Below are 26,616 nucleotides of genomic sequence, written 5' to 3' on the forward strand. Positions count from 1 at the left end.
GCAGCTGTCCTTTTTTGCACAATTTTTTGCACAAAAGAAAAGTAAAGGAGAGAATTTCTATGGGAATGACAATGACACAGAAAATATTAGCGGCACACGCCGGATTGGATCATGTAGAAGCGGGACAGCTGATCCGCGCCAATCTGGATATGGTGCTGGGAAATGATATTACCTCCCCTGTTGCCATTAACGAATTTGAAAAAGCCGGCTTCCAGGGTGTGTTCAATAAAAGCAAAATTTCCATGGTCATGGACCATTTTACACCGAATAAAGACATCAAAGCTGCCACACAGTGCAGTCAGTGCCGCAGCTTTGCCAGAAAATTTGACATCGACAATTTCTATGATGTAGGCAACATGGGCATCGAGCACGCGCTGCTGCCGGAAAAAGGTCTGGTAGCTCCCGGTGAATGTATTATCGGCGCCGACTCCCATACCTGCACCTACGGCGCTTTGGGTGCATTCTCCACCGGCGTAGGCTCCACAGATATGGCAGCCGGCATGGCAACCGGTCAGGCATGGTTCAAAGTCCCCGAAGCCATTAAATTCAATCTGACAGGAAAATTGCAGAAAAATGTCAGCGGCAAGGACGTAATCCTGCATATCATCGGCATGATCGGCGTAGACGGCGCGCTGTACCGTTCTATGGAATTCATGGGCGAAGGCCTGAAGAGCCTGTCCATGGACGACCGCCTGTGCATTTCCAATATGGCCATCGAGGCCGGCGGCAAAAACGGTATTTTCATGGTAGACGAAATCACACAGGAATATGTAAAAGATCGTGTGGACCGTCCTTTCACCGTATACGCTCCCGACGAAGACGCCGTATATGTAAAAACATATGACATCGACCTGTCCTCCATCAAACCGACCGTTGCATTCCCGCATCTGCCGGAAAACACAAAGACCATTGATGAAGTGGGCGATATCCCCATCGATCAGGTTGTCATCGGCTCCTGCACCAACGGCCGTCTGTCCGATATGAAAACAGCGGCAGAGATCCTCAAAGGCAAGAAAATCCATAAAAACGTTCGTGCCATTGTGATCCCCGCCACACAGAAAATCTATAAAGAATGTATCAAAGAAGGCTATCTGGAAACCTTTATTGACGCTGGCTGCGTTGTTTCCACCCCTACCTGCGGTCCCTGCCTGGGCGGCCATATGGGTATCCTGGCGGAAGGCGAACGCTGCGTAGCCACCACCAACCGTAACTTTGTAGGACGTATGGGCCATGTAAAATCAGAAGTTTATCTGGCCAGCCCTGCCGTAGCGGCTGCATCCGCCATCACCGGCAAAATCAGCGGTCCCGACGAAGTACAGTAATCAATAAGGAGGTTTTACCATGAAAGCAAACGGACGCGTACACAAGTACGGAGATAATATTGATACAGACGTAATCATCCCCGCAAGACATCTGAATACAGCAGACCATAAAGAACTGGCCAGCCATTGTATGGAAGATATCGACACGGAATTTGTAAAAAAAGTAAAAGACGGCGACATTATGGTAGGCGGCTGGAATTTCGGCTGCGGCTCCTCCAGAGAACACGCCCCCATCGCCATCAAGGAATCGGGCATTTCCTGCGTCATCGCCAAAACCTTTGCCCGCATTTTCTACCGCAACGCCATCAATATCGGTCTGGCTATTCTGGAATGTGAGGAAGCCAGCGATAAGATTCAGGACGGCGATGAGGTAGCCATCGACTTTGATACGGGCGTTATTACAAACGTCACCAGAAACGAAACTTATCAGGCCTTGCCCTTCCCTGATTTTATCAAGGAAATTATCGCAAAAGGCGGCCTGCTCAATTCTATCCGCTAACAAAAGAAAGGATTTTGCCTTATGAAATATAATATCGCTTTGATTCATGGCGACGGCATCGGCCCTGAAGTGGTCAATGAAGCCGTCCATGTACTGGACACTGTTGCAAAAAAATTCGGTCATGAATTCTGCTATACCCCGCTATTGGCCGGCGGCTGCGCCATCGACCAAAAAGGTGAGTGTCTGCCCCAGGAAACCATTGATGCCTGCAAAAAAGCGGATGCCGTCCTTTTAGGCGCCGTAGGCGGCTGGAAATGGGACACTCTGCCCGGCGACAAACGTCCGGAACGGGCTTTGCTGGGCCTGCGCAAAGAACTGGGTCTATTTGCCAATATCCGCCCCGCTCTTCTCTTTGACGCTTTGGCAGAGGCTTGTCCTCTGAAAGCGGAGATCGTGGAAGGCGGTCTGGATCTCGTTGTCGTCAGAGAGCTCACCGGCGGCATCTACTTCGGCGAAAGAGGCACAAAAGAAACTTCCATGGGCCCCGCCGCTTATGACGTGGAACAGTATGCCGAGGAAGAAGTCAGACGCATCGCCGTCACAGCCTTTGATATGGCTATGAAACGCAATAAAAAGGTTACCAGCGTAGATAAAGCCAATGTATTGGAAAGCTCCCGCCTGTGGAGACGCGTGGTAACAGAAACCGCAAAAAATTATCCCGAGGTCACTCTGGAACATCTTTATATCGATAATGCTGCTATGCAGCTGGTACGCAATCCCAAGCAGTTTGATGTCATCGTTACAGGGAATATCTTTGGTGACATTCTTTCCGACGAAGCCAGCATGATTACTGGCTCCATTGGTATGCTGCCCTCCGCCAGCCTGGCGGCAGGCAATTTCGGCATGTATGAGCCGGTACACGGCTCCGCTCCCGATATTGCCGGTCAGGACAAAGCCAATCCCATGGCTACCATCCTGTCTGCCGCAATGATGCTGCGGTATACCTTTGGTCTTTCCAAGGAAGCCGATGCCATTGAAAACGCCGTGAAGGCTGTTTTGGCAAAAGGCTACCGCACCCCCGATATCTATACGGAGGGAATGACTCTGGTAGGTACAAAAGAAGCCGGCAGTCTGGTCTGCGCGGAAATTTAATCGGTATAAAGTACACAAGAGCAAAAGACAGCGGGCTGGATCAGTTCCGCTGTCTTATTTACATACGAAAGAAAAAATGGAGGCGATTATTATGAATATGACTGGTGCGCAAAGTATGGTACGTTGTTTGGAAGAAGAGGATGTTAGCCACATTTTCGGCTATCCGGGCGCTACCATCTGCCCTTTTTATGAAGCATTGTATCACAGCGAATCCATTCGGCACATTCTGGTGCGGCAGGAACAGAACGCCGCACACATGGCATCAGGCTATGCCCGCATCACCGGCAAGGCTGGTGTCTGCGTTGTAACCTCCGGCCCGGGAGCCACCAATCTGATTACCGGCATCGCCACTGCCTATATGGACAGTATCCCTCTGATCGCTATTACCGGCCAGGTACAGAGTTATCTGCTGGGCAGAGATATTTTCCAGGAGGTAGATATTACCGGCGCCGTTTCCCCTTTTATTAAGCATACTTATCTGATTAAAAAAGCGGAGGATATCCCTCGCGTCTTCAAGGAAGCCTTCCATATTGCCACCACAGGACGTCCCGGCCCCGTGCTGATCGACGTTCCCATTGACATGCAGGAGGCCGAAATCGATTTTTCTTATCCCACAGAAGTCAATATCCGCGGCTACAAGCCTACGGTCAACGGCAATCTGAAACAGCTGAAAAAAGTAGTAGAGACCATCGGCACAGCGGAACGTCCTCTGATCTGTGTCGGCGGCGGCGCTTTCTGCGCAAAGGCCCAGGAGCAGGTCCGCAGATTCTGCGAAGAAACAAGAATCCCTATGGTTACCACCATGATGGGTCTGGGCGTACTGCCTACAGCCCACCCTCTCAATATCGGCATGATCGGTTCCTTTGGCCATAAAACAGCCAATATGGCACTGTCTCAGACAGACCTGCTGATCCTGGTCGGCGCCCGTGTAGGTGACCGTGCCATTACCGCTCCGGAAAAAATCAGCAGTCATTCCAAAACCATCCATATCGACATTGACCCGGCGGAAATCGGCAAAAACGTCAGCCCTACCGTGCCTCTGGTAGGTGATCTGCGCGTAGTGCTGGAAAGCCTTCTGGCAGAACACCCCAGCTCTAACTGCACTCAGTGGTCGGAATACCTGCAAAAAGAAGCCGACGCGGAAAAACATACTATGCCGGACCCTCGCCCCAGCACCATTCAGCCCAAGCGTCTGATGGCGGAAATCGGCAGACAGGTCTCCGCGGATGCCTGCGTAGTTGCCGACGTTGGCCAGAACCAGATTTGGGCGGCCAAATACCTGCCTATGCAGGAAGGACGCTTCCTGACCACCGGCGGCCTGGGCACCATGGGCTACGCTCTGCCCGCTGCCATTGGCGTTAAGATCGCGCAGCCTGAAAGACAGACCGTTGTTGTCTGCGGCGACGGCGCTTTCCAGATGACCAACAATGAACTGTCTACACTGGTAGAACAGGGCTGCGATGTAAAGATCGTCCTGCTGAACAACCGGACATTGGGCATGGTATGTGAATTGCAGCGCATCGCCAACCGCCATAAATTCGGCGTAGCTCTGCCGGATACCCCCGACTTTGGCAAACTGGCAGACGCCTTCGGCGTAAAAAGCCGCCGCATCAGTCAGGATGAGGATATGGCCGCCGCTGTTGCGGAAATGCTGGCCTACGACGGTCCTTATCTGCTGGAATGCATCGTATCTGAAGCAGAAAATTCAAAAGTAAATATGTAAAGGAGGCCCACAAGATGAAACAGGTAATATCCGTATTGGTAGAAAATCAGCCGGGTGTATTGAATAAGATCACAGGTCTCTTTTCCCGGAGAGGCTTTAACATAGAAAGTCTGGCGGTCAGCGTCACAGAAGATGAAAGCGTGTCCCGTATCACCATGATTATTGATATTGGCCACAACGCTGTAGACCAGCTGGAAAAGCAGCTGAACAAGCTGATCTGCGTTTTGAAGCTGAAACGGCTGGATAATGTGGAAATGATCGGCAAGGAACTGATTCTGGTCAAGGTTTCCGCAACCCCTTCCACCCGCCGCAATATTAAGGATCTCTGCGATATTATGCACGCCAAGATTGACGACATCTCCGCCGCAACTCTGACAGTAGAAATGGCAGATGTACCCCAGCAGATCAATCTGTTCCTGGAAATGCTCCAGCCCTTTGGCATCGTAGAGGTAGCCCGTACCGGCCTGATTGCTGTACAGAAAGGCTCCGCCTCTATGAATTAAAAATTTTTCCGATAAAAAACCATCCCTCGCGGATGGTTTTTTTGTTCCATTTTATCCCTCCTTTTCCTCTTTCTTCTAAAATTCCTCCTTATTTTTTTCAAAAAAACTCTCCCCGAAAATCAGGGATTTTCCTCTTGTTTTCCCCTGTCGTTCTTTGAAAAACATCTGTTTTTGCCATTTTCAAAGCCTCCAGTTAGAGGAGAGTTTCCCCATTTTTCCGAAAAAACCCTCGAAAAAAAATTTTTATGCCCTGTTGACTTTCCATTTAGAGTATGTACTAAAGTTAGGACATAGAAAAAAACAAGCCATTAAAAATAAAAAGGAGGAATTGATTATGGTAGGTAAAAAGGTAGTACATCATCTGATGATGAGCGCAAAAGACGGTCACTATGTTGGCGATCTGGTAAACGGCGCCAGAATCGTAAACCAGTGGGGCGACGTTGGTACAGAACTGATGGTTTATGTTGACGGTGACATCAGCCTGTTCCTTGGCTACAAAGACATCGAATTCACAGCTCCTGTTTATGTAGGCGATTTCATGGAATACCACGGCTGGATCGAAAAAGTTGGCAACCAGTCCTACACCTGCAAATTTGAAGCTTGGAAAGTTGCAACAATGCTGAACCAGACAGACGCAGATATGACAGGCATCGCACACACAGCTGCAACAGCATGCGAACCTCCTGTACTGTGCGGCAGAGCAACCGGCAGCCTGTACATTGCAAAGAAAGATCAGAGAGGTCCTCAGGAATCTTCCTTTAAGGATGCGAAACATCCCGAATAATTCCTAAGTCCCCCCAAATATAAGCGGCCATAACGGTATGACAAAAATCCCATCACGAATCGCCTTCGTCTTGGGATTTTTGTATACATGCCTTTTTGCAGCCAATGGCGTATCTACAGAATATCTATCAGAAAGAGGTGTTGCACTATGAACAGACCATTAGAAGGTATCCGTGTGCTGGACTTGACACAGGCGTACAGCGGCCCCTACTGCACCATGAATCTGGCTGACCACGGCGCGGAAGTCATCAAAATCGAACGTCCCGGTACAGGCGATCAGACCCGAGGCTGGGGCCCTATGAAAAATGATTTCAGCGGCTACTATGCTTACATCAATCGCAACAAAAAAGGCATTACATTGAATCTGGCTTCCGACGAAGGCAAAGAAGTTTTCCGGGAACTGGTAAAAACAGCCGATGTTGTCTGCGAAAACTACAAAGTCGGCGTATTGGAAAAACTGGGCTTCTCCTACGAAGTCTTAAAGGAAATCAATCCCCGTATCATTTACGGCTCTATCAGCGGCTTTGGTCTGGAAGGCCCTCTGGCTTCCCGCCCCTGCTACGACATCGTTGCCCAGGCAATGAGCGGCATGATGAGTGTCACCGGCTTTGCCGATGGTCCTCCGTGCAAAATCGGTCCTTCCATTGCCGACAACTATTCCGGCGCACAGCTTTGCATGGGTATCCTCATGGCACTCTATGAACGGGAAAAAACCGGTGTAGGCCGTCGGATTGACGTTGCCATGGTAGATACCCTGTTCTCTGTAATGGAAAACTTTGTTGTAGAATATACCATCGCCGGCAAAACACCTCATCGCACAGGCAATCAGGACCCCAGTATCGCCCCCTTTGACTCCTTCCGGGCAAAAGACGGCGAATTTGTTATGGGCTGCGGCACCGACAAAATGTTTGCAGGGCTTTGCGGTGCCATGGGCAGAGAAGATCTCATCGAAAATCCTTTGTTCAAAACAAATCTGGCACGCTGTGACAACTATCTGAACGGCCTGAAACCCCTTATCGAAGAGTGGACCATGACAAAGACCATCCGGGAACTGGAAGAAATCATCACCGGTCTGGCCATCCCCTTCGGTGTAATTCTGACCATTCCGGAAGCGGCGGAACATCCTCAGCTCCAATCCCGAAACATGCTCTGGAACGTATACCAGAAAGGTATGGATACCGAAATCCGTATTCCCGGTACCCCCATCAAGATTCATGGAGAACCGGACGAAGTACAAAAAGGCGCGCCCCTGTTAGGCGAGGACAATGATGCCGTATACAGCCAGCTTTTGGGCTATTCTCCCGAAAAGCTGGAGGAACTTCGCAAGAACCATACGATTTGATACTTCACAGTAAAAAATATTGTATTCCCCTCTATCTATTTGGTAGAATAAAACATTAGTACTTCACTGGATACACTACGAAGAAAGGAGTAACAGCCATGTCTGAGCGCTCAAATTATTATTCCATAGGCAAAGTATCCTCACTTTGTAATGTGCCGGTAAAAACCCTACGTTATTATGATAAAATCGGTCTGCTGGTTCCCCAGTACCGAAAAGAAGGCAGTAATTATCGCTATTATGAACATAATCAGCTGCTGGCACTGTTTATTATCTGGAAACTGCGGCTGCTGGGTGTTTCTTTAAAAGAGATACAGTCCATTATTTATAATAGCGATACTACTGTCATGGAACAGTGCATCGTTACGCGGATGAACGAAATTTCACAAACGATTCATGAACTTCAAGAGCAGTATGCCGTCGGCGAACGTCTTTTGAACCGGCTCCACGAAGGCGATATGATCCTTCAGGCCGCCGACACAAAAGGTGTAGACGACGGCATACGCATCGAAAATATTCCTGTCACAGACGTAATCTTCACACGCAGAATCAAATCCGATTATCACAACGCAGATGTATCGGTAGACCGCTGGTTCGAGCTGTTTGAAATGGCAAGCAAGCATAATCTGAATATCACCGGTCCCGTTATCTTAACTTATCATAACGCTCCTCTGGAACAGTTTTTCAACAAAGACTGTGATTTGGAGGCCAGCATTCAGGTCAGCGAATCCAGACCCAGCACTGAATTTAAAAAATTCGGTGGTTTTACCGCTGTTACCGCCATCCATGTGGGAAAAAACGATGAGATCATCCAGGTGCATGCCAAGGCCATTAAATGGCTGAATCAGCACGGTTACGAGATCTCCGGTCCTATTTCCGAAGAATACGTCATTTCCCCTGTCGATATAGGTAATGAGGAAAACCATATCACAAAAATCATCATCCCCGTAAAAAAAGCGTAGGTTCGTAAAAAAAACAGATCGGCAAACGGATAATTTTTCAAAGATCCCCTATCTTCCGTTCTGCTTTAGGCAGACAGCAAACAGATAGGGGATTTTTCATGGAATCCTATCCCGATTCTTTTTCCATACCGCAAAACCAGGGTCCTTCTTTTCCCCAGCCTTCGCGGTCTTTTCCCAGCTCTGCGAAATCCAACGCCGCTCTCCTCCTGTATTCTGCTGGCCCTCAAACAGTTCCGCTGCACCTTGGGATTTTCCCTGTATCGGTTCATTTCGTCTTTCCACAAGCCTGAATATTGCCTTCTCCATGGTTTCCTCCGCCCTTTCCGATTCGTTTTTCCCATCAGCCCTCCTCCTTTCCCTGAGATAACACCACTTATTTAAATGGGTATTTTCCACACACATAAAAAAGAGTATGACGTCTTTTTCAACGCCATACTCTATCACAGTATTTCTTTCTGCAAAATCCGATTCTACCGCGAAACAACCTTGTTGTCAGAAATCAGATTTTGCCCTCTTCTTTCATCTTGGAATACAAAATCTGTTCTACAGATACTCCCTTCCATTTCCCGTTGATATAACGCTGTTTAATGGAGAAGTAGAAGATAATGCCGATCACAACCCAAACACCCAGAATGATGAAGGAAGGTACAGACAGGAATCCAGGCATGCCGGGTACAAAGGTAATAATCAGGAAGACAGAAGCAACCGCAACACCCAGAATACTGATCCACATCTGTTTTGTTTCGCCATCTCTCTTCGCAACGACCGCTGCGGCAGCGCATGTATAGGTAAAGCCCATACCAGCGCCTACACAAGTCATATCTACGATCCATGTCAATACCTGACGGCCGAACCAAGGAGCGATCAGCGCCAGAACCATCATGAAGATAATACCTGTTTTCGGTGTGCCCTGAGGAGACAGGTGCGCGAATTTCTCGGGCAGCGCATCCGCATAGGACATGGAGTACAGCAGACGGCTGGATGCCAGATAAAAACCGTTGATACTAGCTACAACGGCACACAGCATCGCCAGACCAATAAAGAATACGCCTATATAACCAATGGATTCCAGAATCATTTCGCCGGTTGCCCAGTCGGGGTTGGAAGCCAGCATGGTCTGCCAAGGTTCAACAACGGATGTAACGAATACAACTGCGGAGTAAATGATACCGCCGATCAAAATCGCCGTAATCATCAGCCCCAAGGCCGCTTTGTGGGAGAAGCTGTATTCTTCCGCCGCCTGCGGAATACAGTCGAACCCTACGAAGCAGTACGGCGTAAACGCAACGATAGCCATAATCTGTGCGAACTTGCTGCCGCCTTCTTCTGTGGAAAGGAAATGAGGCTGCAGATTGGAGAAGTCAGGTTTTGTCAGCAATACGCCGATCAATACGAACATAACGGAACCAAACAGAGCAACCGCTACCAGCGTCTGGAACCAGCCGGCGCTTTTAACGCCTTTGATGTTGACAATCCCCAGCCCAATGATAAAGGCATAAGCCAGAGCGATCTCACCCAGATATACATCCCATCCGGCAATGGTATACAGATACCCTACCTGGAAAGGAGAGCCGGGGATGATGTAGCGGGAAACCATGGCCAACGCCGTAGAATTCAGAGGGATCAGAGACCAGTAAGCCAAAACGATCATCCATCCGCAGACAAACGCGTGTTTTTTGCCGAAAGCCGAGTCGGCATATACGAACTCACCGCCGGAAAGAGGGAATTTCCGGATCATGTAGCCGTAGCTGATACTGATAATACAGATAATGCAGGCACCCAGCATCAAACCCACAATAGAGCCAATGGGGCCGGCTTTGGGCAGGAAGTTGGTACCGGGCATTACGAAGCAGCCCCAACCAATAATCGCGCCAAGGGCTAACGCCCAAATGTCGATCTTACGCAGATCCTTCTTAAACGCACCTTCTTGTTGTTGTTTTCCAGACATAGACAAAACCTCCTTTGTATCGTGATATAATGGAGAAAATAATTGCCGTGTTCCTAAGAACCAGATTTGTTTTCGTACCGGCTGCCCGTGTCGGCCACCGCACAAAAAAACCTACTGAAAACCGTAAAATATCACCCTGGTATCCGCGGTCATACCTGTTTTCCGTCCTTTCCCCATAAGGGATTTCCGAAATTTTTTGACGATATTCTATTGTTAGTTCCAAATATAACGGATACCTTAAATGGATAGTCAATACGAAATCACCCGTTTTCATCCATTTTTTGGAGAGTCCAATTAAAAAAGTTTCCCCTTTCTGCCACGTTTCTGATTCTGCATTTTTTCCATAAGATTCCAATTTATTGCAGAAATCCCGACAAAAAAAATTTATGTCCTATTTTTATGGTTTATCCTTACAATTTTTATGTATCTGTTTTAGTACATTTTACTTTTTCTCCTTTTCGCAAAACTCTCCCAAAAAAATAAAGGTCGAGACTTAGCCTTCTGCGAAAATCCAAAGAAGAGTTTCCGATTTTTCATCGCAAAAAATCTCGGATATTTCTTTTTTTGCCGACTTATTTCAGAAAAAAATGGAGGTTTTTCTTCTCCCCAGACAAAAAAAAGAAAGTGTGGTTTTCCATAACAAGGAAAAATCCACACTTTTTTATCTTATTTCACCTGCCAAACAGGCTTTTTTTAGAGCCTTTGCTCCAATGCCCTACGCTTTTTTCGGGAACACCAAATGAATTTCAGTGCCTTCGCCCGGTTCACTTTTCAGGGATACCGACGCATCATGAAGCATTGCCCCATGTTTTACAATAGAAAGCCCCAAACCAGTGCCTTCCACCTCTTTGGAACGACTGCGGCTGACACGATAGAATCGCTCAAATACCCGCTCCTGTTCCTCCTGAGGGATGCCGATTCCCGTATCGCTCACCGTTACCGAGGCCTGTGCGCCCTCATCTCTTATCCGCAGGCAGACACTGCCCTGTTCTTTATTATAAAGAATGGCGTTGTCACACAGATTATACAGAATCTCTTCCAGCACATGCGGCACTCCCATGATCTGTGCCGGTTCCACATCTATTTGCAGGTCGATTTCCTTTTGCTCCGCCAGCGGACGCAGACGGGAAACAGCGCTCTGGGCAACCGCCGCCAGATCCACTGGTATTTTCTCCATACCGCTCTCGCCTTCATCCAGGCGGGAAAGCTGTATAATATCCTGTACCATGGAGATCAGCCGCTGGGCCTCCTGATAAATATTTTCCGCAAACCGCGGGATATCTTCCTGACGTACCATGCCGTTTTTGATAATCTCCGCAAAGCCGGAAATAGAAGTCAGGGGCGTTTTCAGCTCATGGGAAACATTTGCCGTAAATTCCCGGCGCAGTTTTTCCCGCTCCGCCTTCTCCGTATTATCAAACAGCACCAGCACCGCCCCTGCCACAAACTCTTCTTCCATGACAGGATTGGCCAAAAGCTGACAGCTTCTGCCGCCCTGCTCCAGCGTCGTCTCCCTGTGGCTGCCATGAAGCGCCGCTTCCACGCAGGTACGGAATCCCTCACTGCGATTCAGGGCGTAAATAGTTTCCTTTTCCGAAATATGGTCGATGCCCAATAACCGTATCGCTCCGGTATTGTAGGAAAGGACTTCGCCCTTCGTATCCAGCACCAGAATGCCCTCCTGCATATTCTCCGTAATGGTACGGAACTCTCTTTGTCTGTGCTGCATCTGGCGCATCTGCTTTTGGATCTGCCGGTTCTGGGCCGCGATCCGCCGCAGGAAGGGAGACAGCTCATCATAAACCAGCGCCTGCTCCGGATGTTCCAGATCTACCTCCTCCAAAGGCTTTGTAATATATTTGGACGTTTTGGACGCCAGAAACAGCGCCAGCACCAACGCCAGTACCAGTACCAGCGCCATTGGCTGCGTCATGGAAAGGAAAATGCTCAGCGTTGTCAATGTCGTTGCGGAAATCCGAAGCACCGTGCCATCCTCCAGCCGCAGGGCGAAATTTTCTGTTTTCTCTGCCAGCGTCTTGGAATAACGGGAACTTTCTCCCCGTCCGCTTGCCAAAGCCTCCTGCACTTCTTCTCTTTCCTTATGGTTCTCCATGGTCGACGCGTCGGCCTGTGAATCATACAGCACAACGCCGTCCTGATCGATCCATGTGATCCGATTGCTGTCCTTCGGCAGGCTTTCCAGATATGAAATGCCTCCGTAGGATAAACCATCGGCAATATATATCGCTTCATTTCTCATTTGCTCACGGTAATTATTTTTGTTGAAATCTCGGATAAAGGCCAAAATAATCACCATTGCTGCAATCAGTATGACCAGTGTCACATAGAATATGGCACGGAAAATCCTCTTTGTCATCCGTTTCCTCCTATCTTATACCCTATGCCCCGGATGGTTTCGATGTATTTTCCGCACTGGCCCAGTTTCTGGCGCAGGGTTCGGATGTGCACATCGACCGTACGGTTTTCCCCATCAAAGGCGTAACCCCAGATCTTATTCAGAAGCTGGTCCCTGGTCAGGACTCTGCCCCTGTTTTCCAATAAGTAACATAACATCTCGAATTCCTTGCGCGTCAAAGCCACTTCTTCTCCCTGTGACAGCACCCGGTACTGGTCTACATGCACCTCCAGCTCCTCCAGACGATAGACCTTTTCTTCAGCTTTCGGCCGCAGATCCTCCGTCCTGCGCAGCAGTGCCTTGACTCTGGCCAGAAGCTCCATCATGCCGAAGGGCTTTGCCACATAATCATCGGCGCCGTTTTCCAGACCAAATACCTTATCATACTCGCTGCCTTTTGCGGTGAGCATGATCACCGGCATCCGCTTTGTGGCCTCCTTCTGCCGCAGCTTTTGCAGGATCTGTATGCCGTCCTCTTCCGGCAGCATAATATCCAGCAGCACCAGATCCGGCAGGTTTTTCTCACAGGCCGCCCAAAATTCCGAAGGCCTCTCAAAGCCCTCCGCTTCCAGCCCTGCGCTGTTTAAGGTATAGGCCACCAGCTCCCGTATGCTTTTATCATCTTCTACCAGATAGATCAATCTTCTCTCACCTCTTACATCAAGGACTGCTCGTTAATCATCAGCTGGAACCGCAGACCCAGTGTCTGGGCCGCCTTTCGGCAAAGCATCATCCGTTCCAGAAAAATCTCGAAATAATCCATTACGGAACTGTAATGGGTATCGACCGACAGCTTCAGCTTAATCAGCGTATGGGCCTCATTGATCTTCAGCACAGATTTTTCTACGGAATAGTTCACTCTGTCGTGGATATCGAAGGTCTTTTCGTCCCGATTGCGTACCCGTGTCCGGCGTACATCAGACTTATCCGCCAGAATCAGCGCTGCCGCGATGGCATTGACCGGAACGCCATGGCCCTCGTCATGATTGCCGATGGCCGCCACCACTGTGGCAATATCCTCCGCCGGCATCCCCAGCTTATCCAGAATACGAAAAGCCATGACGGCTCCGCTCTGGGAGTGATCCACACGGTTTACCACGTTCCCGATATCATGCATAAATCCGGCGATGCGTGCCAGTTCCACCTCATGTTCCGAATACCCCAGTGTTTCCAGAATATACTTTGCCGTTTCCGCCACCCTCGTTACATGGGCAAAGGAATGTTCCGTATAACCCAACGCGCTCAAGGATTCATCCGCTCTTTTGATATAGGTGCGGATATCTTCATTTTTCTGTATCTGCTCAAATGTAATCATGCTTCTCCTCCGTCCATTTTTCCATGGACGCCTGTGATGGAATATTCTACCCATTCCGCGATATTCGTGGCATGATCGGCGATACGTTCCAGATATTTGGCAATCATCATGAGGTCAATATAAACCTCACCATCTGTACCGCCCTGACGCATCAGCTCAATCAATTCTCCCCGGATCTTGGAGAACAGATCGTCCACAATATCATCATAGCGAATTACTTCCTGTGCCAGTTCCAGATCACGTTTTACAAAAGAATCTACGCTGTTGGTCACCATTTTCACCGCTTCCTGAGACATGGAGCGGATATGGATACTGCTGGCGATCTCAAATTTTTTATCATGCATATTTTCTGTGATCTCCACAATATCCGCCGCCTGATCGCCGATTCGTTCCATATCGGAAATCATCTTCAGAGCGGAAGATATGGTCCGCAGGTCTCTGGCCACAGGCTGCTGCTGCAGCAGCAGCCGCATACACAAAGATTCGATCTCCCGTTCTTTCCGGTCGATCTCTCCGTCCTTTTCCAGCACCACGGGAATCAAACTTTTATCCCTATCGAAAAGGGATTTCAGTGCCGCTGTAATAGCTTCCTCACAAAGCGCCCCCATTTTTATCAGTTCTATATGCAGCTGATCCAGCTGCTCATCAAATCTTGTACGCATATCAGCCAAACCTCCCTGTAATATAATCCTCTGTACGACTATCTTTTGGCATGGAGAAGATCTGTTCCGTCTCTCCAAACTCTACCACTTCCCCCAGAAGGAAGAAGGCCGTTCTGTCGGAAATACGGGCTGCCTGCTGCATATTATGCGTCACCATAATGATAGTATAGTCTTTTTTCAATTCTACCGCAAGTTCCTCGATTCTGGATGTGGAAATGGGGTCCAGGGCAGAAGTGGGTTCATCCATCAGCAGTACCTCCGGCTGTACCGCCAGCGCTCTGGCGATGCAAAGACGCTGCTGCTGGCCGCCGCTCATGCCAAGGGCGTTCTTTTTCAGGCGATCTTTTACCTCGTCCCAGATGGCCGCATCCCGCAGTGCTTTTTCCACAATCTCATCCAGCTTTACTTTGGAACGGATGCCATGGGTACGGGGGCCATAGGCCACGTTGTCATAAATGCTCATGGGAAAGGGATTAGGTTTCTGGAACACCATGCCCACCCGCTTGCGCAGCAGATTGATGTCCATATTCCCATAAATATCCTCGCCGTCCAACAGCACATTCCCGTCAATACGGCATCCTTCCACCAGATCGTTCATCCGGTTCAGGGATTTGAGCAGGGTAGACTTTCCGCAGCCGGAAGGCCCGATAAATGCCGTAATCTCCCCTGCCGGTATTTTTAAATTGATATCCTTCAGCGCTTTAAAGTCGCCGTAATACAGATCCAAATTGGAAATCTCGAATTTTTCCATGCTTATTCCTTCACTCCTACCTTCTTCGCAATCAACCCGGATAAAGCGTTGATGCCGATTACCATTACCAACAGTACCACTGCCGTAGCGTATGCCTGTTCCATATATAACCCTTCATTCAGCAAAGCGTACATATGCACCGCCAGCGTACGGCCCGAGGACATGAGCCCGTCGGCCACCTGCGCCGCCGTTCCGGCGGGATATAATAACGCCGCCGTTTCGCCGACGATCCTGCCAATGGCCAGAATCACACCAGCCAGAATACCGGGCACTGCCGAGGGCAGTACAATGCGAAACACCGTTCTCAGTTTTCCCGCGCCAAGACCAAAGCTGCCTTCCCGGTACAGATCCGGCACCGCGATCAGCGCCTCTTCTGTGGTACGCATAATCAGCGGCAGTATCATAATAGCCAGCGTCAGGGCACCGCCCAAAATCGTATAGCTCCATTCCAGAAAAATGTTGAAAAACAGATACCCGAACAGACCATATACGATGGAAGGAATCCCGGACAACGTCTCTGTTGTAACCCGCACAAGAGATACCAGCTTGTTGCCCCGTTTCGCGTACTCTACCAGATAAATGGCCGACGCGATGCCGATCGGCAGCGCAAACAGCAGGGAAAGCGCCGTAATAATGAGGGTATTGATGATGGCTGGCATCATGGAAACATTTTCCGTGGTATATTCCCAGGCGAACAGTTCCGGACTTAAATTAGGAATCCCCTTAAAGAGGATATAGGCAATCAGCGCAATCAGCACAGAAAGGGTAACCACAGCCGAAAACATAACCAGCAAAAACAACAGCGCGGATAAAGGCTGTTTTTTGTAGCTGCGCAGACGCTGGGATATTTTTTCTTTATTTTGTACACGCATTAGGATCTCCTCCTTTTCAAAGCGGAAAAGGACAAATTGATGATTAAGATAAATACAAACAATACTACACCGGTACCCAGAAGCGCTTCTCTATGCAGATCTGCCGCATACCCCATTTCCATGACGATATTGGCCGTCAGCGTCCGCACACCGCCAAAAATGCTGTCCGGCACCACCGGCTGATTCCCGGCGATCATAATAACTGCCATGGTCTCGCCGATAGCCCGGCCTACCCCCAGGATTACACCGGCTAAAATCCCCTGTTTTGCCGCCGGCAGTAGGGTAAAAAAGACACTTCTTTCATGGGTAGCGCCCAGCGCCAGAGCGCCTTCGTAGTAAGAATTGGGCACCGCCCGGATAGCGGATTCCGATACGCCAATGACCGTCGGCAGAATCATGATGCCCAACAGAATAGAAGCTGTTAAAACACCTTTGCCGTTTCCTCCTGTCAGATCCTGCATAATGGGTACGATGACCACCAGACCAAAGAATCCGTATACAATGGAAGGGATGCCCGCCAGCAAAGATACAGCAGGCTTTACGATCTTATACAATCTTTCCGGACAGAATCTTGCCAGAAATACCGCGCATAATATCCCCATGGGCACACCGACGATGATCGCCCCCGCCGTCACATAAACACTGCCGACGATCATGGGGAAAATACCAAACAACTGATTGGCCGGCATCCATTTCTGCCCCAGCAGAAAATCCAGGACGCCAATCTTCCAAATGGCCGGCACACCGTTGGCAAACAGGAAAATGCAGATCAGCGCCACAGCCAGTATGGAGAAACACGCCGCTAACAAGAAAACGATTTTCATTACGCCTTCTTTCATTGGCTATCTTCGCTCCTTTCTCAAAATTTATGCCGAAAGAAGTACTCTTCCGGCATAAAATGTTCCTTCTCTTTTTTTACTTTCTCTTTCGTTTTGCTCAGGCAATCTCAGACCAGTCTGTAATTTCTCCGGTAAAGATGGATTTTACTGTTTCGCTGGTCATATCGCTGATGCTGTTTTCCTGATTTACGATTACCGCGATGCCATCCAGCGCGATGGTGGTAGGCTGAAGGCCTTTTTCCAGTTCACTATCCTTTACTTCTCTGGATGCCATACCGATATCGCAGCCGCCTTCCGCTACGGAAGTCATGCCTGTGGTGGAATCATTCTGCTGTACTTCGATGGTCACATCGGGATTCAAAGCGATATAAGCCTCTTTCAGTTTTTCCATCACTGGTGTAACGGAAGAGGAACCGGCAATAACGATCTTGCCGCTCATACCGGAAGCGGTATATGTACCTGCGCTGCCTTCGCTGATATAGCCGTTTTCTTCTACCACTGCCTGGCCCTCATCGCTGAGGATAAATGTGATAAAGTCGCTGGCTACATCGGAAAGATCCGCTTTTGTGGCGATATTGAAGGGACGGGATACTTTATATGTTCCGCTCTTGATATTCTCTACGGTAGCATCGGCTCCATCGATCTTCAGTGCCTTAACACTGTCATCCAGAGAGCCCAGGGAAATATAACCAATGGCGTTTTTATTTCCGGCAACAGTTGTCATCATAACAGCGGTACTGTTTGTGATCTCGGCGGTCTGTGTTGTGTAATCCACCTTTTCGCCGGCTTCATTCTCCGCTTCGATCCCGAACAGTTCAATGAACGCGCCTCTGGTGCCGGAGCCGTCTTCTCTGGATACTACGGAAATGGAACCGCTGGCTGCTGTATCGCCTCCTGTTGTTTCCTCACCACTGCCGCCGCAGCCTGTCAGCGCGGATACAGCAACTGCCATCGTCAATGCCAATGCAAAAAACTTTTTCATATTTTCTCTCTCCTTTTTTCTTCTTGTTTTCGTTCTTCTACAATATAATCTTTTATTGTTAAATCTAAAATCTTGCCTTTGTTAAATCTATGTAAAACAAAAACTCTCCCAGAATATAATTTTACAGGAAATTTGATATAAACTCTCCTAATTCATTGACTTTTGGATTTTTTTGTGATAGCATACCTCTGCTTATATCATTATAAAGAAAGGACGGCGTATCCAATGATTCGTAACCGGGCTTTGACGGGCTCTCTGCTCTGTATTTTCAGCGCCTCCCTCTGGGGCGTAACCGGCACTGTGGGTCAGTTCCTTTTTCAGGAAATGGGGTTTTCCTCCAAATGGCTGGCCTCTGTGCGTATGCTTCTGGCAGGCATATTTCTTTTAAGCTATTTGTTTTTTAAGGCTGGGAAAAAAGTATTTTACATATGGAAACGAAAAAAGGATGCCAAAGAGCTTCTGATTTTTGCGCTTTTGGGTATGCTGTTTGTGCAATACGGCTATTTTGTCGCCATTGGCTACTCCAATGCCGCCACCGCTACGGTACTGCAATATCTGGCCCCGGTCATGCTGGTGGTATATAGCACCATTCGCAGCAAAAAACGGCCTTCTCTGGCGGAAGCGGTGGCTGTGGCCTTTGCGCTGATTGGTACCTTTCTGCTGGCAACCCATGGGAATATCCATTCTCTGAATATTTCCGGCGCGGCGCTGTTCTGGGGACTTCTTTCCGCCGTAGCACTGGCCTTTTATACCGCTTACCCCCAGCGTCTGTTAAGAAGATACAACACCATCCTGCTGATTGCCTGGGGGATGCTGCTGGGCGGCATCTGTACCAATCTGGTGACCCCCTTCTGGCACATCCAGGGGATTGTCAGTCCGGTTTCCATCGGCTGTCTGCTCTTTGTGGTATTTTTCGGCGCTATGCTGCCTTATATTACCTTTTTGTACGGCGTAAAATATATCGGGCCCACCAAAGCCAGCCTGCTGGCCAGTGTAGAACCCCTTTCCTCCACATTGGCTTCTGTGCTCTGGCTGCATACCCATCTGGAATGGATCGATTATCTGGGCTTCCTGTTTATTGTGGCAACGGTCTTTGTCCTGTCGTTAAAAACCCGACCCGCCGCAGAGCCCTCTTCTTGAGGTATATTCCTCTCAAAAGGAAAAAAGACTATGTAAAAAATGCACAAATAAAAACGGAGCAGGTCTCTTGCAGGGACTTGCTCCGTTTTTTGATTCATATGCGTTTACTTTTGAACTTTTTATTTGTACTGATGCAGAACGTGGTCTACGATACCAACAATCTTGCCGCCTTCCAGATATACACGGGGTACTCTCTTTGTTACTACGCAGGTTAATTCGTAGTTGATGGTGCCCAGCATATCTGCCAGTTCTTCAATGGGCAGGCACTGATCGCCCTGTTTACCGAATACAACAACTTCATCTCCCATTTTTACGTCAGGGATATCTGTTACGTCGATCATGCACTGGTCCATGCAGACACGGCCAACAACGGGCGCGAATTTGCCGTTTACCAGCATTCTTGCCTTATTGGACAGGTTTCTGTTGTAACCGTCCGCATAGCCGATGGGTACTGTCGCGATAACACGGTCTGTTTCTGCAGTATAGGTTCTGCCGTAGGACAGCTGAGAACCAGCCTTTACATGTTTTACCAGACCAATGGAGGTTTTCAGTGTCATCAAAGGTTTCAGATCAATGCGGCCTTCGCATTCGCCGGAGGGCAGCATACCATATGTAATGATACCGGAACGGCACATATCCAGATGTTTTTCAGGATAGGAAATAATGGTCGCACTGTTTGCGCAGTGACGCAGACCTACATCTACACCGGCTGCCTGCAGAGCCTCGATCATTTTTGTAAAGCGGGCAAACTGCATATCTGTAAACTGAGGGTTATCACCCTGGTAAGCGTCCGCTACTGCGTGATGAGTGAAAATACCTGTAATATGGATATTGGGCATTTTGCTGACTTCCCGGATCTCCTTCAGGGATTCCTCGAAGTTTTCGTCATCGGTCTGGAAACCAACACGGGTCATACCGGTATCCAGTTTGATGTGGCCGTCTACCACTACGCCAGCCTTCGCAGCTGCATCCTGCAGTGCGCGGCAGTATTCCATACCAATCAGCGCCTGTGTGATCTTTTTGTCTGCCATAATAGATGCGCAGTCCACAGGTGTATAGCCCAAAACCAGAATCGGTTTTTCAATGCCTTCGTTGCGCAGGCTCATACCTTCCTCAATATTGGAAACACCAAACCAGTCAAAACCAGCTGCCTGCAGTTTGCGGGAAATAAAGCCGTCTCCATGACCATAACAGTCCGCCTTTACGATCCCCATGACTTTCTGTCCGTCTTTCATTTTTGCCTTGATGCTCTTAATGTTGTAATCCAGCGCATCCAAATCAATTTCTGCCCAGGTTCTTCTAATAAAGTCCATTTCATCCGCTTCCTTTCATTCCTTGAATGTTCAGTGATAACGTCAGATTTGCCAAAACGTTGTACTAATTGTAGCACAATACACCATTTTTTACAACATACTGTGAAAAATATTCTCTTGCCTTCACTAATATTCATCAGAATAAACAACTCTTGTCAAACAATCTTCTATGCCAGATAAAATCTGGAAAACAGTGAGAATACACTTTCCAGGCCCTCGCCCACATCCGCCGGATGGTCCGCGTCTCCTACCACAGCATAGGACAGCCGCTCATCCATCAGCGCCATGGCGATTTCCGGCTCCGGCGCCGCTTCGGAACCTACGGCCGTGATGATATGATCCGCCTGCACGAAAAAGGTCTGTCCAGCCAGAGAAATAAAGACTTTTTTCTCTGATACGGAAACCGCCTTAGAATCCGCCATCAGCTGTACACCGGCCTGTTTCAGTTCCCGCAGCAACGGTCTGGCCAATGCCCCCAGGTCTTTGCCCATTTTACTGCCCTGCTCCAGAATCTTGATCTTTGCCTCCGGTACTTTTGCCATCAGATAAGCCGCCGTTTCCATTCCCAGAGATCCGCCGCCGATGAGAATTGTCTGTCCCTGTCCAAAGACCGACATCTCCTCCTCTGTCATTGCCAAAACTTCCTGGGCCAGAGAAGCATCCTCTCTTTCCAGGCCTTCCAGCTGAGGGAAAAGCGGTTTGCTTCCGGTAGCGATCACAGTCAAATAAGGCTTCTTCTCCATTACAAAAGAAACATCTGCCTTTTGCCCCAGCAGCACATTTACCTCCAGACGCTCTAATTCCTGCTCCAGCCAGGAAACGAATCTTCCCAGATCCTCCTTGTGGGGAGGCAGCTTCGCCAGCTTCAGCTGACCACCCAATGCGGCCTCCTGACAAACCAATGTCGTCTTGAATCCTCGTTCTGCCGCTTTTTTCGCCGCATACATCCCGGCAGGGCCGCCGCCGATGACCAGCACTTCCTTTCTGGTAGCGATTTTTCGCCGCTGATTTTCCATGTATTCCCGTCCTGTTTCCGGGCAGAAAGCACATTTTAGTTCTTTTCCCTTCAGCACATCGGCAATACAATGATTGCAGCCCTGACAGGGATTATATATTTCTTTTTTCTCTAATTTTTCCACGAAATGAGGGTCTGCCAAAAATGCACGGGCAGATCCTACCAAATCACAGACACCTTCCTCCAGCAGTCTTTCCGCTGTTTCCTCATCCTGAATTCTGTTGCAGGCGATCACGGGCAGTTCTGTATACTTCCGCACCGCCGCCGCAAAAGGCCCATAGGCGCCTTTCTCTACAAAATAAGAGATCTGCTCCACAGGAGACTCGTGCCATCCGCCGGTAACAGTAAAGGCATCCGCCCATTCCCTGGCCTTCCGGCAGAATACCACCGTATTCGTCAAATCATAACCGCCATCCAGCATCTGTGCCCCCGATACCTTGACCAGCATCGGAAGATCGTCCACGGCCTGACGAACCGCCGCCAGCACCTCCAGCGGATAGGTCATTCCCTGATCCTTCTCATATCCATAGCAATCTTTCCGCAGATTTGTCAGGGGAGAAAGAAATTCAGACAGCAAATATCCCGCGGACACACTGATCTCCACAGCGTCTGCCCCACATTTCCGGCAAAGAGCCGCTGTTTTGGCAAAAGCCTCTTTTGTTTCCTCTAATTCCGCTTCTGTCATTTCCCTGGGTTCCGTTCGGAAAATAGGGGATGCCACCGCCGAGGGCGCCAGAAGCGCTTTCCCCTCATGATGCTTCCCGCTTTCATTCCGCCCACAGTGGAACAGCTGAACAATCAGCCTGCAATCATACTGATGCACTTTGTCCGCCAGAATTCTGAGGCTGTCTTCTTCCAGTGTGCCACCCTGATACATTCCTTTCAGAGCACCGTCTTCATTGACTGCCAGTACCATCGTCACAGCGGCGGCACCGCCTTTGGCCCGTTCCTCATAAAAGGCATAGTCCCGCTCTCCCAGCGCCGTTCCTTCCGCGAATCCGGTATGTGCCGCCAGCATAATCCAGCGGTTTTTCAGTGACATTGTTCCTATATGATATGGTGAAAACTGCATGGTTTTTCCTCCTTTTTGTTCCTACTACGCTTCTGTTTCAGCATAGCATAAAACCATTTGTTTTTCCATAAAAAATAGGCTTTTCCATATAAGAAAGCGCAAAACATAAATTCCTCAAAAAGACCTGACGAACACCGTAAAAAAACGCCGGAATCCATTACATTTTTTTGGGATTCCAGCGTTTTTTTCATAAATCGTGCGAAAACACTTTGTTCAAAATCATTCTTCCGTTGTGTGGGACGCGTATTTTCTGCCTGTATGCACGACTCCTACAATATAAAGCGCCGCAAGCACACCTGCGATTCCATAAGAAAGGTGCAGAGGCAGTCCAAAACCGATGGACTGATTCAAAAGGAAGGACGCGATAATAAAGAAATAGAATGTACCCGGTACCAAAGATACTAGGAACGCAAACTTTGGCGCGCCTTTTTTGGCGATCAGATAAACACTGATGGCGGCAAAAGCGAACACAGCGATAGTCTGGTTTGCCCATGCGAAGTATCTCCACAAAATATTAAAGCCCTGGGTATTTAATTTCGCAAATACCAGAATTGCAATTACAGGGAGAAAGATGCCCAGTGTCACCGCGATACGATTTCTTTTTTCCTTTTGGCTGATATGCAGATAATCCGCGATCATCAAGCGGCAGGATCTCAATGCTGTATCACCGGAAGTAATGGGCAGAATAATTACGCCCAAGATTGCGATGATACCGCCAACAGGACCCAGCATATTCAGCGCTACCTCGCCAACAACACCCGTCGCGCCGCTGAGAGAGCCAGCGTTATAGATGCCCATGGCCGCAGCGGCCCAGATCATGGCTATCAGACCTTCCAGGATCATGGTCCAGTAGAAGGTAAATTTCCCTTCTCTTTCAGAGGTAACACTGCGTCCGATCAACGTACACTGTGTAGAGTGGAAACCGGATGTGATACCACACGCTACCGTTACAAAGAATACGGGGATAAAGGCTGTGCCAGCGCCAGTATTGCCCGCCGCATCCCACATGGGATACAGCTGAAACAGTCCTTTGAAACCATGGGTGAAATCCAGATTATTCAGCTCGTAACCCTTCAGGAAAATACCACCGAATACACCGATAGCGGACAGCAGCAGGATCGCGCCGAAAATCGGATAGATTCTGCCGATGATTTTGTCAATGGGAAACAGAGTGGCAATCAGATAATAGGCCAGAATCACAGCGTAAATGATCCATGTCCAGATATTTACCCCCTGAATGCCCGCAATCTGTACTGCGAACAGATCCCCAGGGGTATAGGTAAATACAGCGCCAACCAGGAGCATCAGGATACACAGGAAAATATTATATACCTGATAGGTTTTATTGCCCAGAAACTTTTTCACAATGCCGGGCATCTGCGCGCCATCCTGACGCAGGGACATCATACCGCTTAAATAGTCATGCACTGCGCCGCTGATGACACAGCCAATGGGAATGGTAATAAAAGCGATGGGACCAAACAGAATCCCCTGGATTGGACCAAAAATAGGACCGGTTCCGGCAATATTCAGCAGGTTAATCAATGCGTTCTTGTATTTGTTCATGGGAACAAAGTCAACACCGTCCTGTTTTCTCACAGCCGGAGTCTGGCGATCATCAGGGCGAAAAATATGTTCTATAAATTTACCGTAGATGAAACCACCGATCAATAAAATAACAAGTCCACTTATAAATGTTGTCATACTTTAAACCTCCTCCCGGACTTGTTTTGCAAACTCGAATGTTCTACCGCGGTTAATTTTTGATTCGATGTCTACTTTACTGACACATTATAAAAACATATTGTTCAAAATTCAATACTATATTTCATTTTTTTGAATGATTCGTTCAGAATCATGATTTTTCCTATTTTTTGGCCAAATAAATCTTATTTAAACTATCTTTAAGCATAATTTCTAAAAATCAATCACGAATATCAACAAAATAAATTATTTATATTATTCTAAATTTCTATAATTCCCATAATATATATCAATTATTTACATGGATTTCCCACTTTATTGCACCTATGTTCAACTGTTTTCCGAAAACACTTTTTTATTTTTGTGGCAACTTTCTAAAATCTAACTTGTCATACAATAAAGCATTGTAAAATTTTATTTATACATTTTATTCAAAATATATGATAGTTTTATACATACTGTATACTTGTAATCGGCCGCAACTTTTCCCTGGAAAATATACTCACTATCAAAACTTGAAAATTCACATTTTGTTCCTCCCTCAGCCATATTCCAGATTCAGAATCTCCCTTATTCACAGTATAACGATTCCATTTACAGCGGCAAACATTCATCCTCTATTTTTCAGTACAAAAAAAGGAACTCCCTTTCGAGAGTTCCTTTCGTTCCATTATGCAAAAAGAATGAAATTAGCAGCCTTCCTTCATTTCTTTCAGGCCCATCAGACCGTCTGTGAACAGTTTTGCATCCATCAGTTTAATCTGGCCGTTTTCGTCTCTGTCAATGATAGGCTCAAAGTCCATCATATCCAGAATCTGTGTCTGCAGATCAATACCAGGAGCAATCTCTGTCAGATGCATACCATCTTCCTGCAGATGGAATACACATCTTTCTGTCAGGTACATTACCTGCTGTTTGTTCTTCAGAGCGATGTCACCGTTGAATGTAACCTGTTCTACTTCTTTCAGGAATTTTTTCTGTTTGCCTTCCTGCAGAATTACAACTTTGCCGTCCTGAACAGCTACTTTCAGGCCGCCTGCTGTAAATGTACCGCAGAAGAATACCTTAGGTGTGTTCTGAGTGATGTTGATGAAGCCGCCGCAGCCAGCGATTCTGGGACCAAATCTGGAAACGTTGATGTTACCATGGCCGTCGCATTCTGCCAGACCCAGGTAGCACAGATCCAGACCGCCGCCATCGTAGAAGTCGAACTGATAACCCTGGTCGATCAGAGCGTCTGCGTTATATGCGGAACCAAAACGAATGCCGCCAGCGGGAACGCCGCCAACAGCGCCGCCTTCTACTGTCAGTGTCATGAAGTCGCCGATACCTTCTTCGTTTGCAACAGATGCAACATATTCAGGAACACCAACGCCCAGGTTAACTGCAACGTCTTTTTCCAGTTCCATTGCGCCACGACGACCGATTACTTTCTTAGCGGACAGAGGCAGGGGTTCGGGAGCAACTTCAGGTCTGCGCTGTTCACCGGACAGAGTAGGATCGTATTCGCAATCCAGTGTCTGCTGATGATCTGCGGAGTCAGCTACTACTACATAGTCAACATAGATGCCGGGAACCTTAACCAGTCTAGGATCCAGAGTACCAGCTTTTACAACTCTTTCTACCTGAACGATAACGATACCGCCGCTGTTTTTAACAGCCTGGCATACGGAAGTGCCTTCCAGAGGGGATACTTCCTTTTCAAAGGAAATGTTACCGCTTTCATCAGCGTAAGTACCTCTGATCATAGCTACATTGATAGGGAATGCAGGGTAGAACAGATAGTCCTGGCCTTTGATGTTTACCAGTTCGATGATATCTTCTTTTGTGATATCGTTTACTTTACCGCCGCCGTTTCTGGGGTCGATGAAAGTACCCAGACCAACTTTTGTAAATGTACCGGGTTTATGTGCAGCGATATCTCTGAACAGGTGGCACAGAGCGCCCTGAGATACGTTGTAAGCTTCCATTTTATTTTCCAGAGCCATTTTTGCCAGAGCGGGAACTGTTGCCCAGTGGCCTGCGATATATCTTTTCAGCATGCCTTCATGTGCATAGTGTTCTGCGCCGCGGCCATCTTTGTTACCCTGAGAACCGCAGTATACATATGTCAGGTTGTTAGGTTCGCCTGTTTCCAGGAATCTTTTTTCAACCGCTTTGTTCAGAGCTTCGGGAATCGCACTTGCTACGAAACCGCTGGTTGTAATGGTATCGCCATTTTTTACCAGTTTCGCTGCTTCTTCAGCAGTAATAATTTTAACTTGTCTCATCGTTAAAATCCTCCTAAATCTTGTGTTACATAATTCTAAGACACTGGGGTAGTCTCCTGCCCCAGTGTCCCAACATTTTATGGTACTACATCTG

At 48.2% G+C, this 26,616-nt stretch carries 23 protein-coding genes; 9 read left to right on the forward strand and 14 right to left on the reverse strand.

Annotated features, from left to right (window positions below; translation table 11 throughout):
- Positions 1 to 59: 59 nt before the first annotated feature.
- The 8 genes from leuC (at position 60) to H9X84_RS00910 (ending at position 8,223) form a co-directional block, all read left to right on the forward strand.
- A complete protein-coding gene (leuC, locus tag H9X84_RS00875; RefSeq protein WP_205132429.1) occupies positions 60 to 1,322 on the forward strand; it encodes a 3-isopropylmalate dehydratase large subunit in 1,263 nt (420 codons plus the stop codon).
- 19 nt (positions 1,323 to 1,341) lie between these two features.
- Positions 1,342 to 1,821, forward strand: a complete 480-nt coding sequence (gene leuD / locus H9X84_RS00880; protein ID WP_205132430.1) for a 3-isopropylmalate dehydratase small subunit — start codon at positions 1,342 to 1,344, stop codon at positions 1,819 to 1,821.
- A 21-nt stretch (positions 1,822 to 1,842) separates the two neighbouring features.
- Positions 1,843 to 2,913: a 3-isopropylmalate dehydrogenase gene (leuB, locus tag H9X84_RS00885; RefSeq protein WP_205132431.1), complete on the forward strand. Its 1,071-nt coding sequence runs from the start codon at positions 1,843 to 1,845 to the stop codon at positions 2,911 to 2,913.
- 91 nt (positions 2,914 to 3,004) lie between these two features.
- Positions 3,005 to 4,636: a biosynthetic-type acetolactate synthase large subunit gene (gene ilvB / locus H9X84_RS00890; protein WP_205132432.1), complete on the forward strand. Its 1,632-nt coding sequence runs from the start codon at positions 3,005 to 3,007 to the stop codon at positions 4,634 to 4,636.
- Between the two features lie 14 nt (positions 4,637 to 4,650).
- On the forward strand, positions 4,651 to 5,139 hold the full coding sequence (gene ilvN, locus H9X84_RS00895; RefSeq protein ID WP_205132433.1) for an acetolactate synthase small subunit: 489 nt from the start codon (positions 4,651 to 4,653) through the stop codon (positions 5,137 to 5,139).
- Between the two features lie 334 nt (positions 5,140 to 5,473).
- On the forward strand, positions 5,474 to 5,923 hold the full coding sequence (locus H9X84_RS00900) for a hotdog fold domain-containing protein (protein WP_205132434.1): 450 nt from the start codon (positions 5,474 to 5,476) through the stop codon (positions 5,921 to 5,923).
- Between the two features lie 147 nt (positions 5,924 to 6,070).
- Entirely contained in the window at positions 6,071 to 7,264 is a 1,194-nt protein-coding gene (locus tag H9X84_RS00905; protein ID WP_205132435.1) for a CaiB/BaiF CoA transferase family protein, read from the forward strand.
- A gap of 98 nt (positions 7,265 to 7,362) precedes the next feature.
- Positions 7,363 to 8,223 carry a MerR family transcriptional regulator gene (locus H9X84_RS00910; RefSeq protein ID WP_205132436.1) on the forward strand — a complete coding sequence of 287 codons (861 nt, stop codon included), beginning with the start codon at positions 7,363 to 7,365 and terminating at the stop codon, positions 8,221 to 8,223.
- A gap of 96 nt (positions 8,224 to 8,319) precedes the next feature.
- Here the strand turns inward: H9X84_RS00910 and H9X84_RS00915 are convergent, their stop codons facing one another.
- The 10 genes from H9X84_RS00915 to H9X84_RS00960 all read right to left on the reverse strand — a co-directional run bounded on the left by H9X84_RS00915 (position 8,320) and on the right by H9X84_RS00960 (position 18,008).
- The gene (locus H9X84_RS00915; protein ID WP_205132437.1) at positions 8,320 to 8,667 is read right to left on the reverse strand and encodes a hypothetical protein; all 348 of its coding nucleotides are present in this window, start codon (positions 8,665 to 8,667) and stop codon (positions 8,320 to 8,322) included.
- Between the two features lie 55 nt (positions 8,668 to 8,722).
- The gene (locus H9X84_RS00920; RefSeq protein ID WP_205132438.1) at positions 8,723 to 10,171 is read right to left on the reverse strand and encodes an APC family permease; all 1,449 of its coding nucleotides are present in this window, start codon (positions 10,169 to 10,171) and stop codon (positions 8,723 to 8,725) included.
- A gap of 715 nt (positions 10,172 to 10,886) precedes the next feature.
- Positions 10,887 to 12,548, reverse strand: a complete 1,662-nt coding sequence (locus H9X84_RS00925; RefSeq protein WP_205132439.1) for a sensor histidine kinase — start codon at positions 12,546 to 12,548, stop codon at positions 10,887 to 10,889.
- Complete coding sequence (locus H9X84_RS00930) at positions 12,545 to 13,228, reverse strand: winged helix-turn-helix domain-containing protein (RefSeq protein ID WP_205132440.1); 684 nt, start codon at positions 13,226 to 13,228, stop codon at positions 12,545 to 12,547. The genes H9X84_RS00925 and H9X84_RS00930 overlap by 4 nt, the downstream gene beginning before the upstream one ends.
- Before the next feature lie 14 nt (positions 13,229 to 13,242).
- Positions 13,243 to 13,902: an HD domain-containing protein gene (locus H9X84_RS00935; protein WP_205132441.1), complete on the reverse strand. Its 660-nt coding sequence runs from the start codon at positions 13,900 to 13,902 to the stop codon at positions 13,243 to 13,245.
- Positions 13,899 to 14,564 (reverse strand): phosphate signaling complex protein PhoU, encoded by a 666-nt coding sequence (phoU, locus tag H9X84_RS00940; protein ID WP_205132442.1) that lies wholly within the window; start codon positions 14,562 to 14,564, stop codon positions 13,899 to 13,901. The genes H9X84_RS00935 and phoU overlap by 4 nt, the downstream gene beginning before the upstream one ends.
- 1 nt (position 14,565) lies before the next feature.
- The gene (pstB, locus tag H9X84_RS00945; RefSeq protein ID WP_205132443.1) at positions 14,566 to 15,315 is read right to left on the reverse strand and encodes a phosphate ABC transporter ATP-binding protein PstB; all 750 of its coding nucleotides are present in this window, start codon (positions 15,313 to 15,315) and stop codon (positions 14,566 to 14,568) included.
- Positions 15,316 to 15,317: 2 nt separating this feature from the next.
- Positions 15,318 to 16,187, reverse strand: coding sequence for a phosphate ABC transporter permease PstA (gene pstA / locus H9X84_RS00950; protein WP_205132444.1), 870 nt, complete (start codon positions 16,185 to 16,187; stop codon positions 15,318 to 15,320).
- Positions 16,187 to 17,026, reverse strand: coding sequence for a phosphate ABC transporter permease subunit PstC (gene pstC, locus H9X84_RS00955; RefSeq protein WP_205132445.1), 840 nt, complete (start codon positions 17,024 to 17,026; stop codon positions 16,187 to 16,189). The genes pstA and pstC overlap by 1 nt, the downstream gene beginning before the upstream one ends.
- 97 nt (positions 17,027 to 17,123) lie before the next feature.
- Complete coding sequence (locus H9X84_RS00960; RefSeq protein WP_205132446.1) at positions 17,124 to 18,008, reverse strand: substrate-binding domain-containing protein; 885 nt, start codon at positions 18,006 to 18,008, stop codon at positions 17,124 to 17,126.
- Positions 18,009 to 18,233: 225 nt separating this feature from the next.
- Between H9X84_RS00960 and H9X84_RS00965 the strand changes: the two genes are divergently transcribed.
- Positions 18,234 to 19,148 (forward strand): DMT family transporter, encoded by a 915-nt coding sequence (locus H9X84_RS00965; RefSeq protein ID WP_205132447.1) that lies wholly within the window; start codon positions 18,234 to 18,236, stop codon positions 19,146 to 19,148.
- Positions 19,149 to 19,267: 119 nt separating this feature from the next.
- Here H9X84_RS00965 and alr read toward each other — a convergent pair whose 3' ends face one another.
- From alr to H9X84_RS00985, 4 genes are all read right to left on the reverse strand, one after another.
- Entirely contained in the window at positions 19,268 to 20,461 is a 1,194-nt protein-coding gene (gene alr, locus H9X84_RS00970) for an alanine racemase (RefSeq protein WP_205132448.1), read from the reverse strand.
- Positions 20,462 to 20,628: 167 nt separating this feature from the next.
- Complete coding sequence (locus tag H9X84_RS00975; RefSeq protein ID WP_205132449.1) at positions 20,629 to 22,548, reverse strand: FAD-dependent oxidoreductase; 1,920 nt, start codon at positions 22,546 to 22,548, stop codon at positions 20,629 to 20,631.
- Between the two features lie 219 nt (positions 22,549 to 22,767).
- On the reverse strand, positions 22,768 to 24,252 hold the full coding sequence (locus H9X84_RS00980; protein ID WP_205132450.1) for a carbon starvation protein A: 1,485 nt from the start codon (positions 24,250 to 24,252) through the stop codon (positions 22,768 to 22,770).
- 689 nt (positions 24,253 to 24,941) lie between these two features.
- Complete coding sequence (locus H9X84_RS00985) at positions 24,942 to 26,522, reverse strand: acyl CoA:acetate/3-ketoacid CoA transferase (RefSeq protein ID WP_205132451.1); 1,581 nt, start codon at positions 26,520 to 26,522, stop codon at positions 24,942 to 24,944.
- Positions 26,523 to 26,616: the final 94 nt, after the last annotated feature.

The organism is Anaerotignum lactatifermentans (assembly GCF_016902535.1).
In the GTDB taxonomy this organism is placed as follows: Bacteria; Bacillota; Clostridia; order Lachnospirales; family Anaerotignaceae; genus Anaerotignum; species Anaerotignum lactatifermentans_A.